At 67.6% G+C, this 13,541-nt stretch carries 12 protein-coding genes; 3 read left to right on the top strand and 9 right to left on the bottom strand.

Translation table 11 applies throughout. The annotated features are described in order from the left end of the window. Nucleotides 1-268 precede the first annotated feature (268 nt). From ACR9ZJ_RS16130 to ACR9ZJ_RS16090, 9 genes are all read right to left on the bottom strand, one after another. Nucleotides 269-997, bottom strand: coding sequence for a UDP-2,3-diacylglucosamine diphosphatase (locus ACR9ZJ_RS16130; protein ID WP_481288305.1), 729 nt, complete (start codon nt 995-997; stop codon nt 269-271). After that, nucleotides 994-1,725, bottom strand: a complete 732-nt coding sequence (locus ACR9ZJ_RS16125; protein WP_481280885.1) for a peptidylprolyl isomerase — start codon at nt 1,723-1,725, stop codon at nt 994-996. Before ACR9ZJ_RS16125 ends, ACR9ZJ_RS16130 begins: the two co-directional genes overlap by 4 nt. Before the next feature lie 65 nt (nt 1,726-1,790). Then, nucleotides 1,791-3,308: a Ppx/GppA phosphatase family protein gene (locus tag ACR9ZJ_RS16120; RefSeq protein ID WP_481280884.1), complete on the bottom strand. Its 1,518-nt coding sequence runs from the start codon at nt 3,306-3,308 to the stop codon at nt 1,791-1,793. A gap of 93 nt (nt 3,309-3,401) precedes the next feature. Continuing rightward, complete coding sequence (locus ACR9ZJ_RS16115) at nt 3,402-3,926, bottom strand: hypothetical protein (RefSeq protein WP_481280883.1); 525 nt, start codon at nt 3,924-3,926, stop codon at nt 3,402-3,404. Further along, nucleotides 3,923-5,068, bottom strand: coding sequence for an MGDG synthase family glycosyltransferase (locus ACR9ZJ_RS16110; RefSeq protein ID WP_481280882.1), 1,146 nt, complete (start codon nt 5,066-5,068; stop codon nt 3,923-3,925). The genes ACR9ZJ_RS16115 and ACR9ZJ_RS16110 overlap by 4 nt, the downstream gene beginning before the upstream one ends. Continuing rightward, nucleotides 5,065-7,143: a polyphosphate kinase 1 gene (gene ppk1, locus ACR9ZJ_RS16105; protein WP_481280881.1), complete on the bottom strand. Its 2,079-nt coding sequence runs from the start codon at nt 7,141-7,143 to the stop codon at nt 5,065-5,067. The genes ACR9ZJ_RS16110 and ppk1 overlap by 4 nt, the downstream gene beginning before the upstream one ends. A 100-nt stretch (nt 7,144-7,243) precedes the next feature. Further along, entirely contained in the window at nt 7,244-8,521 is a 1,278-nt protein-coding gene (gene phoR, locus ACR9ZJ_RS16100; protein WP_481288304.1) for a phosphate regulon sensor histidine kinase PhoR, read from the bottom strand. Between the two features lie 58 nt (nt 8,522-8,579). Then, the gene (gene phoB / locus ACR9ZJ_RS16095; RefSeq protein WP_166698972.1) at nt 8,580-9,269 is read right to left on the bottom strand and encodes a phosphate regulon transcriptional regulator PhoB; all 690 of its coding nucleotides are present in this window, start codon (nt 9,267-9,269) and stop codon (nt 8,580-8,582) included. Nucleotides 9,270-9,348: 79 nt separating this feature from the next. After that, nucleotides 9,349-10,965: a M48 family metalloprotease gene (locus tag ACR9ZJ_RS16090; protein WP_481288303.1), complete on the bottom strand. Its 1,617-nt coding sequence runs from the start codon at nt 10,963-10,965 to the stop codon at nt 9,349-9,351. 160 nt (nt 10,966-11,125) lie between these two features. On the opposite strand from ACR9ZJ_RS16090, the gene grxC reads away from it, so the two are divergent. The 3 genes from grxC (at nt 11,126) to ACR9ZJ_RS16075 (ending at nt 12,942) form a co-directional block, all read left to right on the top strand. Next, nucleotides 11,126-11,395 carry a glutaredoxin 3 gene (grxC, locus tag ACR9ZJ_RS16085; RefSeq protein WP_481280878.1) on the top strand — a complete coding sequence of 90 codons (270 nt, stop codon included), beginning with the start codon at nt 11,126-11,128 and terminating at the stop codon, nt 11,393-11,395. Beyond that, nucleotides 11,395-11,784, top strand: coding sequence for a carboxymuconolactone decarboxylase family protein (locus tag ACR9ZJ_RS16080; RefSeq protein WP_371024778.1), 390 nt, complete (start codon nt 11,395-11,397; stop codon nt 11,782-11,784). The genes grxC and ACR9ZJ_RS16080 overlap by 1 nt, the downstream gene beginning before the upstream one ends. Nucleotides 11,785-11,919: 135 nt before the next feature. Next, nucleotides 11,920-12,942, top strand: coding sequence for an isocitrate dehydrogenase (locus tag ACR9ZJ_RS16075; RefSeq protein WP_371024779.1), 1,023 nt, complete (start codon nt 11,920-11,922; stop codon nt 12,940-12,942). The last annotated feature ends 599 nt before the right edge of the window (nt 12,943-13,541 follow it).

The following is a 13,541-nucleotide window of genomic DNA, read 5'->3' as shown; positions in this document are numbered from 1 at the left end:
CCTTGTCGGCGATCCCGCGGCAGCGGGCCAGGTTGTGGCAAGCACCCATCGCCGGCGGAGCCGGCTCCCACACAGAGCTCGGCTCCCACTCGGTCGGGCTTTCACGGCCTTTGTGGGAGCCGACCTTGTCGGCGATCCCGCGGCAGCGGGCCAGGTTGTGGCAAGCACCCATCGCCGGCGGAGCCGGCTCCCACACAGAGTCCGGTTCCGACATGGAGTCCGGTTTCCACACGGAACCCGGCCCCCATCATCATGGGTCCCACTGTTGTCAGGTGAGCGACAGGCCGCGCAGGTCGATGGATGTGTCGTCGATCGACAAGACCGAGCCGTGGTCGTACCAGTCGCCCAACACGATTCGTTGCGCAGGCGCGCCGTCGAATTCGAAATCGTGGATGGCGGGGCGGTGCGTGTGCCCGTGCACGAGGCGACGGACCCCCGCGTGGCGCATGGCGTCTTCGACCGCGCCCTGGTTCACGTCCATGATCGTCTCGTCGATGCGGCCGGTGCGCGATTTGCTGTCGCTGCGTGCCTGCGCGGCGAAGGCGCGGCGGGCCTCCAGGGGCATCGAGAGGACCTGGGCCTTCCAGGCGTCCGTGCGGACCTGGGCGCGAACGGCCTGGTATTCGACGTCGTCGGTACAGAGCACGTCACCGTGCATCAGCAGGGTGGGCACGCCTTCGATGTCGTGCACGGTGCCGTCGTCGAGCAGGGTCATGCCCGCGCGTTCGGCGAATGCGGGGCCGAGCAGGAAGTCGCGGTTGCCGACCATGAAGTAGACGGGAACACCGGCATCGCTCAGGCCGCGCGTCGCCTGGGCGATCCGTGCCGGCAGTTGCGCATCGTCGTCGTCGCCGATCCACGCTTCGACGAGGTCGCCGAGAATGTAGAAGGCGTTTGCCGAGCGCGCTTCGTCCGAAGCGAGGAACTGTTCGAACAACAGCGTGATATCGGGCCGCGCCTCGTCGAGGTGCAGGTCGGCGATGAACAGCGTGCTCATGCGGCCTTCGGCGTCGGGTTTTTCTTCTCGCCCTTCTTGGGCGTGGCCGGCGCGGTCGCGGGCTTCGCTGGCGCGCTGGCGGGGGCCGTGGCGGAGGAAGAGGGAGCCGGTGCCGCCTTCTCCTCACCGACCACGCTGGCCGACTCGATGACGACCAGCGGATTCGGCACGTCGCCGACGAACGGACCCTGCGCGCGCGTGGGCAAGGCGGCGATCTTGTCGATCGTGTCCATGCCGGTGACGACCTTGCCGAACACGGCGAAACCCCAGGTGAGGCCGCTCTGGTTGCTCACGTAGTCGAGCCGGCGGTTGTCGACGAGGTTGACGAAGAACTGCGCCGTGCCCGAGTTCGGGTCGGTTCCGCGCGCCACCGCGACGGTGCCGCGCAGGTTCGAGAGCCCGTTGTCCGCCTCGCTGGGGATCGCCGCGCGCGTGCGCCGCTGCGTCAGGTCGCGACTGTAGAGGCCGCCCTGGACCATGTAGCCATTGACCACGCGGTGGAACACCGTGCCGTCGTAGAAGCCGTCGCGCACGTACTGCAGGAAATTGGCGACGCTCTTTGGCGCTTTTTCCGGGAACAGCTCCAGGGTGAAGTCGCCTTGGGTGGTGTGCATCGTCACGCGGGGATGCTCGGCGGGGCCGGGCGCCGGTGCCGCCGGCTTGGTCGTCTGCGCGAATGCGAGGACGGGCAGGGCGAGAAGGACGCTGGCGAATACGGCTTTGAGCATGGGTGACCGGTCGTGACGGTGGAACATTCCCGGCATGATACCCCCCTTTGCCGGGCGGATCGCGGTCATTCGGTCACGATCTCCAGTTCGAGGCCCAGCTCGGCCAGCGGCTCGCGTTCCTGCTCAAGGTCGGCCTCGGTCAGCGGATGCTGGTCGAGCCAGTCCGCGGGAAGGGCCAGGCGGAGACGCTGGCGCGTGGCCACGGCACGGATGCGCGGCAGTGCCTCGGCCCGGCGCGCACGACGAAACAGCACGCCCAGGCGCAGGATCGCCGTGATATGGCGGGCCAGCATGCGATAGCGCACGGGCAAGGCGGAGATGACCGATTTCTCGGGCTTGCGCCGGTGGCACTCGACGATGGCCGCGAGCAGTTGCTGCTCTTGCCGGGAAAAACCCGCCATGTCGGCGTTGCGCAGGATGTACGCGCCATGGCGCTGGTGCTGGCTATGCGCGATGGCGAGGCCGAGTTCGTGTACGCGCGAGGCCCAGGAAAGCCATTCGCGCGCATCGTCGTCGAGCTTCCAGGCCTTGGCCAACTGGTCGAACAAGGCCAGCGCCGTGGTCTCCACGCGGCGGGCCTGGGCCCGGTCGACGCCGTAGCGGCTGGCCAGCGAATCGATGCTGGCCATGCGCGGATCGGTGCCGGCGGAGCGGCCGATCAGGTCCCAGAGAAGGCCCTCGCGCATGGAACTCTCGGAAACGCGCAGGCGATCGATGCCGAGGGCGTCGAACGCGGCCTCGAAGATCGCCACGCCGCCCGCGAACACCTCGGCACGGTCGTCGGCAAGGCCTGGCAGCTTCAGCGTGGCGGAGGACCCCTGCTCGATGAGTGCTTCGCGGACCGCCGCGAGCGATTCCGGCGTGATGCCGTCGTCGGACAATTTCATGGCCCGGACCACCGAGCCGATGGCTTTCGCGGTGCCCGACGAGCCATAGGCATCGGCCCAGCCGGCTTCGCGGTAATCCTCGGAAAATTGCTGGAGCAGCACGCCTATCTCGCGGCGTGCCCGCAACCAGCGCTTGCGGGTGATCTTTCCACCGGGGAAGAAGCGCAGCGTCGAGGCGATGCAACCCACCTGCACGCTCTCGGTGAGGAGGGGCGAGGTGCCGCGGCCGACGATGAATTCGGTGCTGCCGCCGCCGATGTCGATCACCAGGCGATGATCGCGCGAGGCGGGCAGGTCGTGCGCCGCGCCCAGGAAGATCAGGCGGCCCTCCTCGCGCCCGGAGACGATTTCCACCGGATGGCCCAACGCCGCCTCGGCCGCGGAGAGGAAGGCATGTGGCGAAGCCAGCCGGCGCACGGTATTGGTCGCCACGGCGCGCACGTGCAGGGCGGGAATGCCGGCGATGCGCTGGCCGAAACGTGCGAGGCTGGCGAGCGCGGCGGCGCGATGGTTGGCATCCAGCGTGCCGTCGGCGCGCAGGCCCACGGCCATGCGCACGGAATCACGCAGGCGGTCGATCACGCGGGGTTCGCCGTGTTCGTAGCGGGCGACGACCATATGGAAGCTGTTGGAGCCGAGGTCGACGGCGGCGAGCAACTCGCCTTCGTTGATCTGCGATTTACCTGTCGATGCCAAGGTGGAATGTCCGCAGCGGCGTGTCGGTGGATTCTGGCATGGTGCCGGGTCTTGCGTGCAAGCACATGAATCGTGTGTGCGCGGGTGGAGAGGTCACGAGGAATGGCTCCGGGTGCCTGCTTCTGGCCGCCGCGGCGGCTTCGGCAGCGCCGAGAGAACGAACAACACGATGCAGAGGAAACCGAACACCCAGTAGTCGCTGGGTGCCGGTCCCCACCAATGACGATGCCAGGGCACGTCGACCGGATTGAAGCGCTCCACGCCGAACGCCGGGTTCAGCACGAACCACAGGCCGTCCTCCGCGACCCAGAACAGCATCACGCAGGCGATCGCGCGAACTTGTGCCCGCCAGCTCCAGAAGCCACGAAACACCATCGGAAAATGGAAAAACAAGGCGATGAAAGGAAAGACCCAGGCGTGGTAGCCGGTCATGGGCCGCCCGCCCCAGAGCAGGTCGAGCAGCCAGTGGTGATCGACGCGCCAGGTCGGCAGGCTGGTGGCCCAGCCGTTGGGGCCTTCGATCTCGATCTCCACGTGGGCGAACATGAAGGCGAGCAGCAAGGTGAAGAGGGCGGTCGATATCACGGCAGTGACCCGGCGACGCGGCGAATGACTCATGTACCGTCCAGGTCGGCGAGCACGGTGTCGATCACCTCGCGAGCCGCGTGCGGGCGGCCGATCGCGCGCGCGTTGGCGGCCATGGCGGCGAGACGCGGGGGATCGGCTTGGAGTTCACCGATCCGCCAGGCCAGGGCCACGGCATCGATCGCTTTCCATGCCGCGCCCATTTCGAGCAGGTAATCCGCATTGCGTTCTTCCTGTCCGGGAATCGGTGCGTTGACGATCATCGGCAGTCCCATGGCCAGGCATTCGGACGTGGTGAGGCCGCCGGGCTTGGTGATGGCGAGGTCGCAGCAGGCCATCAGGCGTTCGACATGGCGGGTGAATCCGTGCGGAAACAGGCGTCCCGCGTGCCGCGTGGCCGCGAGCGCACGCAGGCGTTCCAGCATCGCGGCGTTGCGCCCCGCGAGAACCACCAGCTGGAAGTCCCCGCCACTGGAGAGCAGCGTGTCGGCCAGCTCGTCCAGCGCACCGACGCCCGCGCCGCCGCCCATCACCAGGTAAGCGGGACGGTCGGGGTCCATGCCGAACGCTCCGGCAAGGGCGCGGCGATCCTGCGGCTCCGCGAACGCCGGCATCACCGGGATACCCGTGGTATGCACGCGCGACGCAGGCAGTCCGACCGCACGCATGCGTTGCGCGATCTCCGGGCTGGCGGCGAAATAGCCGGTCATCTCCGGGATCACCCACATGCGGTGCAGGTCGAAGTCGGTGACCTGCAGCCATACGGGCACCGTGATGCGGCCCTTGCGGATCTGCCGCATCAACATCTCGGCGGGCAGGAAATGCGTGCAGACGATCGCGTCCGGGGCGAACTGCGCGATCGCCGCACGCAGGCGGCGCGTATGCAGCCGCTCGATCGTGCGGCGCATGCGCTGGGTCACCGCCTCGGGCCGCGTGTCGTCGGTGATGCGATAGAGCATGCCCCACAGTTGTGGGTGCCGCGTGATCAGGCGCAGGTAGAAATCCGCGTAGATGCGCCGGAAACTCGAGGGTACATAGTCCATGACGTCGAGGTGTTTCGCCTCGATCGCCTGTCCCTCCGCCGCCAGTGTGGCCACCGTCGCCTCGAGCGCTTCGGCGGCGCGCACATGGCCCGCACCCGCGGATACCGACAGGAGGAGGATGCGCCGTTTCACCCGCTGTAGGCCGCGAGCAGCGCTTGCTGGGCGCTGTAGGGCGCCTCGCCCTTGGCGGGATGGCTGCGCGTGTAGCGCCCGTCCTTGCCCAGCAACCACGCCTGCGTGTTGTCGCGCAGGTAATTGGCCAGTGTCTCGTCGTACACGCGGCGCGCCAGCGTCGGCTCGAGGATGGGCACGCCGACCTCGATGCGGCGCATGAGGTTGCGCTCCATCCAGTCGGCGCTGGCGCAATACAGTTCCGGCGCGCCGTCGTTGCCGAACCAGTAGACGCGGCTGTGTTCGAGGAAGCGGCCGATGATCGAGCGCACGCGGATGTTCTCGGAGATACCGGGGATGCCCGGCCGCAGCGTGCACGCGCCGCGAATGATGAGATCGATCTGCACGCCGGCCATCGACGCGCGGTACAAGGCCTCGACCACGTGCGCTTCGTTCAGCGCGTTGAGCTTGGCGACGATGCGGCCGGGCCGGCCGTCGCGCGCATGCTCGATCTCGCGTTCGATCTTGCCCATCACGCTGCTGTACAAGGTGAAAGGGGAGTGCAACAGGCGCTTGAGCTGGATCATCGGGCCGAGACCCGACAGCTGCTGGAAGACCTTGTGGATGTCCTCGCCGATTTCCGGGTCGGCGGTCATGAGGCCGATGTCCGTATAGCCGCGGCTGTTGCCCTGGTGATAGTTGCCGGTGGACAGGTGGACATAGCGGCGCAACACGCCGCCGCCCTCGCGGCGCACGATCAGCAGCATCTTCGCGTGCGTCTTGTAGCCGACCACGCCGTAGACCACCTGCACGCCGGCTTCCTGCAGGCGGTTGGCCAGTCCTATATTGGCCTCTTCGTCGAAGCGGGCGCGCAACTCGATCACCACGGTGACGTCCTTGCCGTTGCGCGCCGCCTCCACCAGGAGGTCGACCAGGGGCGAGTCCTTGCCCGCGCGATAGAGCGTCTGCTTGATCGCCAGCACGCCGGGGTCCTGCGCGGCCCGGCGCAGCAGTTCGACCACCGAGGCGAACGATTCATACGGATGGTGCAGCAGCACGTCGCGCGTGCCGAGCACGTCGAACTCGTTCACCCCCTTCTCGAAGGCGGGGGAGAGGCGCGGCGTGAAACGGGGGAACTTCAGCTCGGGGCGGTCGACCTGGTCGTAGATCAGGCCGGCACGAATGATGTTGACCGGCCCGTCGCACCGATAGACGTCGGCTTCCTCGAGCTGGAAGTTGGCGATCAGCATTTCGGTGATGGCGCGCGGGCAATCGGCGCCCACTTCGAGGCGCACCGGACGCGCATAGCCACGGCCGGCGAGTTCCTCGCTCAGCGCGCGGGCGAGGTTCTCCACCTCGGCTTCCTCGACCACCAGTTCGCTGTTGCGGGTGACACGGAACTGGTACGAGGAACAGACCTGGAATCCCGGGAAGATCTCGTCGGCGAAGGCTTGCAGTACTTCCGCCAGGAAGACGAAATCCCCGTCGCCGTCCGAGACCTCGGAGGGCAGGTGGATGATCCGGGGCAGGGAGCGCGGCGCGCGCACGAGGGCCATATGGCCTTCGCGGCCGAAGGCGTCGCGACCCTTGAGCACCACGGCGAGGTTGAGCGTCTTGTTGAGGATGCGTGGGAACGGGTGCGCGGGGTCGAGCCCCAGCGGCGACAGCACGGGCATGATCTCGTTCTGGAAATAGCCCAGCAGCCAGCGGCGCTGCTTGTCGCTCCAGTCGTCGCGGGTGAGGAAGCGGATGCCTTCGGCGGCCAGCGCCGGCAGCAGTTCGTCGCGCCAGGTGCCATACAACTCGGTGACCAGCTCCAGCGTGCGCTCACGGATGCGCGTGAGGATCTCGCTGGACGATAGTCCGTCCGCTCCCGGAATCGCCGCGCCGAGCGCGTGCTTGTGCTTGAGCACCGCCACGCGCACCTCGAAGTACTCGTCGAGGTTGTTGCTGACGATGGTCAGGTAGCGCAACCGCTCCAGCGCGGGCACGTCCGGGTCGCGGGCCTGGGCGAGCACGCGGAAATTGAATTCCAGTGCCGCCAGTTCGCGGTTGATGTACAGCTCGGGGGCGCCGAGGTCGACAGGCTCGCTCATTCGTTCCGCTGGTCTTTTCACGACAGCCGATGTTGGCTCATCGTCGATCATGCCGGAAAGCGGCAACGCAGCAAGCCCCGGGCGCGTTCACGGGCATGGCTCAAGGGTGCGACCCGGCCGCTTCCTGCAGCCGCGCTCCGTCGAGGAGGCGGTCGCTGCCGAAAACGCAGGCGAAGGTGGAACCCTTGCCGGGCTCGCTTTCGATCGAGAGGCGCGCCTGGTGCAGGTTCAGCACGTGCTTCACGATCGACAGGCCCAGGCCGGTACCGCCCGAATCGCGCGAGCGGCTGGACGACACGCGATAAAAGCGTTCCGTGAGCCGGGCGATATGGGCGGCGGGGATGCCGAACCCGGAATCCTGCACCGAGAACCTGGCGCCGCCCTCGGCCTCGGCCCAGCGGATGGCGATGCGGCCACCGGTCGGCGTATAGCGCACGGCGTTGCTCACCAGGTTGGAGAAGGCGCTGTGCAGGTCCTTCGGCGAGCCGAGCAGGTCGTAAGACGTGGCGATATCGAGCGATACCGTATGCCTGCCCTGGCTGAGCGCCTCGGCTTCCTTGCGCAGGCTGGCCAGCAGGGGCGCCATCTGCACGTGCTCGTCCGCCACGTGATCCTGCGTTTCCAGGCGCGAAAGGGTGAGCAGGTCTTCCACGATCTGGCCCATGCGCTTGGACTGCGCGCGCATCTCGTCCAGCACGGGCGCGAGTTCCGGTACGTCTTCCGGATCGAGCAATTCGAGGTAGCCGTGGATCACGGTCAGCGGCGTGCGCAATTCGTGCGAGACGTTGGCGACGAAGTCGCGGCGAATCTGTTCCAGCCGGGTGAGATGGCTGGTGTCGCGTGCCAGGAGCAGCCGCTGGCGGCTGCCGAAAGGCAGCAGGGTGGCGGTCACGTGGCGGTTGGGATGGCCTGGCGAGGTGACGTCGTTCAGCGGTTCCCGCGCACCGTCCGTGAGCCAGTCCGCCAGTTCGCTGTTGCGCAGCAGTTCGGCGATCGACCGGCCGCGGTCGCGCGGCCGCTTCAGGCCGAGCAGTTCCTCCGCCGCGTGGTTGAACCAGCGAACGTGCAACGAGTGGTCCAGCAGGACCACCGCGTCGGGCAGCGTTCCAGCCGCGCTGCGCAGGTCGCGCAGGCGGGATGCGATACGGCGGGTGCGGGTCATCAGACGGTCATACTCAGGGGGGCGCGTGGCGGACGTTTGCAACATTGGCCCCGGCTTGTGACGGAACAGCGACAGCAGTACGACGATTTCCGCCAGCGCGACCACGGTCACGCCGATCGGCGCGGCACCCGCGAACGCGCCCGCGGCGCCGCCCGCGACGAGCAGGGCGGCACACGTGACGGGCAGTCGCCAACTGGAAACGAAACGAACGGGCATGCGTCGAGCCGATGACGGTCTGGTGGAACGCACCATAGCGCGGCTGGCCCGCGAAAACCTAGGTATTCGACGAGAACCGGTAACCCGCGCCACGAACCGTCTGGACCATGTCGTCGAGCTTCCACGGTTCGAGGGTCTTGCGCAGGCGGCGGATGTGCACGTCCACCGTGCGTTCCTCGACGTAGACGCTGCCGCCCCACACGTGGTCGAGCAGCTGGGCGCGCGAGTACACCCGCTCGGGATGGGTCATGAAGAAGAACAGCAGGCGGTATTCCGTGGGGCCGATAGGCACCGCGTCCTCACCCGCGAACACCCGGTGCGCCGGGCCGTCGATGCGCAAGCCACCCAGTTCGACCACGCCGGAACCATCGTCGCCCTGGCTGCGGCGGAGCACCGCCTTGATCCGGGCGATCAGTTCGCGGGTGGAAAAGGGCTTGATGACATAGTCGTCGACACCGGCCTCCAGGCCGTTCACGCGATCCATTTCCTCGCCGCGGGCGGTGAGCATGATGATGGGGATTTCCCGCGAGAGTTCCTCGCGGCGCAGGCGGCGGGCCAGCTCCAGCCCGCTCGTGCCGGGCAGCATCCAGTCGAGCAGGATGAGGTCCGGAACACGCTCGGAAATGGCCATCTGGGCGGCGCGGGCGTCCGCGGCGTGAGCCGCGTCCATACCCGCCTTGCGAAGCGCGAAGGCGACCATGTCGCGAATCGAAGCTTCGTCTTCCACGATAAGGATGCGTTTATGCACGCTGGGACCGCTCGTTGGCTGTGACGGTCATATTGCAGCCGTGCCGTGTTACACGGCAATGACAATCGTAACAATCGGGTTACTGGCTGCGCCCGTCGGGGTTGTCGTCGGTGGTGATCCGGCGCTTGCGCAGCTCCAGGAGGAGGGGGGTGAGGTCGCTGATCCGGGCCTGGATCCGCGAACGCTGGTAATAGTCCAGGTCGTCGCGCTTGAGCAGGCGGCGCAGCTGTTCCATGGCGTCGAACGGGCGCCCGGAGAGGTAGGCGCTGTCGGCATAGGCCTCGGCGGCGCGGATCGTATCGCCGGAGCGCTCGCTGGCGCGGGCGAAGGTGCGGAAGATCTCCGGATCGTCGCTGTCGTCGAGCATCGGCCGCAACATGGCCGAGGCCGCGCGGGCGTCGTCGGCACGGCCGCTGTCGGCCAGGGCCCGTGCATAGCCCAGGGCCACGGCGCGGTTGCGCGGCGAGTTGTCGTGCAGGGCCTTGTAGATCGCCATGGCGTCGCCGTGGCGGCCGGCGTTTTCATAGGCGTCGGCCATGGCCAGGCGAAGGATGACATTCCCGGGCTGGTCGGCCAACAAGGGCTGGAGCTGGTCCACCGCCTGCGCGCCATGCCCGGTACGGAGCAGGGTCAGTGCATAGCCGTAGCGGTTGGCGGCGGTGTCGAAATCCTTGCGCTTCAGGTTCGTGGCGTAATAGGAGGAAAGGCGCTGGGCATCGCCGGAGAGTACCCGGACGCGTTCCCGCATCAACGCGTAGGTATCGCTGGCGCTTTCCGGAACGACCTTGCCCGTGGCATTGACCAGGGCGGTCGGGTCCTTCACGAAGAGGACCGGTGCCGTGCTCTTTTCCCAGGTGGCCTTGTCGAGCGTGGACAGGCGCGGCTTGTTCGCCTGCTTCTCCTCGATCACCCGGGCCCGGGCCTTGGCATCGCTGATGCGCGCCAGTGTCACCGGGTGGGTCTGGAGCAGGGCGGGCAGGGCTTCCTCGCCTTCGCCCACGCGCAAGGTGTCCTGCATGCGGCCGAAGAACTCGGCCATGGCCTCGGGGTCGTAGCCCGCGTTGGCGAGGGTCTGGATGCCGACCCGGTCCGCCTCGATCTCGTCCTTGCGGGTGAAATTGATCTGTCGCTGCATGAGCAGCCCCTGGCCGCCCATGAGTACCGCCGGCGCGGCGTCGCCGGCGCCACCGCCAGCACCGGCGGCGATGGCGCCCAGCAGCACCAGGGCCATCAGCGGGGCGTTCTTCTTCGAGTCCTCGAAGGCCCGGTAGAGGTGGTTCTGGGTGATGTGGCCGATTTCGTGGGCGATGACGCCGGCCAGCTCGCTTTCGCTGCTGGTGATGTTGATCAGGCCGGCGTTGACGCCGATGTATCCGCCCGGGGCGGCGAAGGCGTTGATCTGGGTGTCCTTGACGATGAAGAACGAGAAGTGGTCCTTCGGCCGGTCGCTGGAGGCGACGAGACGGTAGCCCAGGTCGTTGATGTACTGGTCGACCAGGGCGTCGTCGACGGTCAGGTCGAGCGCGTGCATCTGGCGCAGCATCATCGCGCCGTATTCGTCGGCTTCGCGGGGGCTGATCAGGGCGTTGGCCGAACTGCCGAGGTCGGGCAGGCGGACGTTGTCCTGGGCGCCCGCGGCGAAGGTCGCGAGGGCGGTGGCGGCAAGGATGGAGAGGCGGTAAAGGGGCGGGCGCATAGGTCGAACGACGATACCATCACCTAACGATCAGGCACCGTCCACGGTCGCGGCGGTGGGATGGACTTCGACCGCGCCGTGGCGGCCAGGTTCGCCCGTCCTTGCAAAATTCGCTCCCGATCGCCATCTTGCGGCCATTCCGGTTCGGAGAATCCCCTCCATGTCCAGCCCCGACATCACCATCTATTCCACCGCCGTCTGCCCCTATTGCGTGGCCGCCAAGAACCTTCTGAAGGCCAAGGGACTTTCCTGGAACGAGGTGCGCATCGATACCGACCCCACACAGCGCGACGCGATGCTGGAAAAGAGCGGTGGCCGTCGCACCGTGCCGCAGATCTTCATCAACGGCACCCACGTGGGTGGCTTCGACGACCTCGCCGCGGCGGACCGCAGCGGCAGGTTGGCCGAGATCATCGAGGCGGCGCACTGATGGCCGGCGATCGCGTGGAGGAATTCACCGCGTTCCGCAAGCGGATGAACGAACGCATCCTGTCGGAGGACAACCAGGTGGTGCGGCGGTTCTTCGCCCTGGACACCCAGACGTACCGCGAGGGCGCCCTGGACGTGAAGACCAAGGAAATGCTCGGCCTGGTGGCATCGATGGTGCTGCGCTGTGACGACTGCATCAGTTATCACGTGGCGCAATGCAAGGAAGCGGGCGTGAACCGCGACGAATTCTTCGAGGTGTTCAGCGTGGGCCTCGTGGTGGGCGGCTCGATCGTCATCCCGCACCTGCGCCGCGCGGTCGATTTCCTCGACTCGCTGGAAACCGAGGCGCCGGCCGATGCGGCTGCCTGCGCGGATCATTCCGCCGCCTGAACAGCCATGACGGGCGCCCCGCAAAGGGCGCCAAACTTGAAGGAAGCGGACCGGATCGCCGATAATTGGGTGATTTTTCTCCCCGCGCGCGGCAACCGCGCGCCCTGCGTCCGCTTTCCTTCAGGAGTTACCCCCATGAGCAAGACCATTGCCGTGATCCCCGGCGACGGCATCGGCCCCGAGATCATGGACGCGACCATCCGCGTCCTCGACGCCCTGGACTGCGGCCTCGCCTACGATTTCGTGGACGCGGGCGTGGTCGCGCTCGAAAAGCACGGCGACCTGCTGCCGCAGGCCACGCTGGACAAGATCGCCGAGCACAAGGTCGCCCTCAAGGGCCCGCTGACCACGCCGATCGGCGGCGGCTTCACCTCGATCAACGTCACCCTGCGCCGCAAGTTCGACCTCTACGCGAACGTGCGTCCGGCGATCAGCTTCCCGGGCACGAAGGCGCGCTTCGAGAACATCGACATCATCACGGTGCGCGAAAACACCGAGGGCGCCTACCTCGCCGAAGGCCAGACCCAGACGGGCGAAGGTGACAACGAAGTCGCCATCTCGATGATCCGCAACACCCGCCCCGGCATGCAGCGCATCTGCAAGTACGCCTTCGAGATGGCCCGCCAGAAGGGTCGCAAGAAGGTCACGGCGGTGCACAAGGCCAACATCATGAAGACCTCGTCGGGCCTGTTCCTGACGGTGGCGCGTGAGGTGGCGAAGGATTACCCGGACATCGAGTTCAACGAGATGATCGTGGACAACGCCTGCATGCAGCTGGTGATGAATCCGTACCAGTTCGACGTGATCGTCACCACGAACCTGTTCGGCGACATCCTTTCCGATCTCTGCGCCGGTCTCGTCGGCGGCCTCGGCCTCGCACCGGGCGCCAACATCGGCAAGGACGCGGCGATCTTCGAAGCCGTGCACGGTTCGGCGCCGGACATCGCGGGCCAGAAGAAGGCCAACCCCTGCGCCCTGCTGCTCGCGGCGGCCGACATGCTCGACCATCTCGACATGGTCGCCAAGGCCACCCGCCTGCGCAGCGCCATCCGCGACGTGATGGAAGCCCGCGACCGCACCACGCCGGACGTCGGTGGCACCGGCACCACCGACACCTTCGGCGACGCCATCGTCGAACGCATCCGCGCCACCGCGTAACAGCCTGGCAAGGCGACATCGAAAGCCCCGCACATGCGGGGCTTTTTTTGTTCTCCCGGGTGGGAGCCGACCTTGTCGGCGATCCCGCGGCGGCGGGCCGGTTGTATGCACGGCTCGGCTTCGCCCTCGCGCTCGCCGTGTGCGCGGCGGGGGAGCTGCCGGGCGCCACCCTCGGCGCGACGGTAGTCGCCGTCCCTTGGGAAGGGATGCCGCCCGCCGGCCCGCCGCCGCCCGCGCGGCGGCGCGGCGCCCCCCCCCCCCGGCAGCTCTCTCGACACTGGGGTGGGTTGAAAGAGCACCGCTCGCCATCCCGCTAGCCGCGTGCCACTTGCCCCTTCGCTTGCCGCTTCCCACCCGCGTGAGGGTGTTTCACACGGAGGCGGCATCCACCCGGGTCGCGGGCGTTGGCTTTTGCCGCACAACACCTCAGTGCCTAGGAGAGCCGTCGGCCGCCACCCTCGTCGCGACGTGTGGAACCGAGGAGCGCCGGGCGAAAAGGCCCGTCAGGGGGCCGGCCTGGACGGCCGGCCGTTTCCGCCGAGCCATGGAAGGCGAGTCGGAAACCCCGCCCGGCGCGACGGGCGCGACGGGGCGCCAGC

The sequence above is a fragment of the Luteibacter sp. KNZ12-1A genome (assembly GCF_056755675.1).
This window is presented reverse-complemented; position numbering and strand designations above follow the sequence as displayed.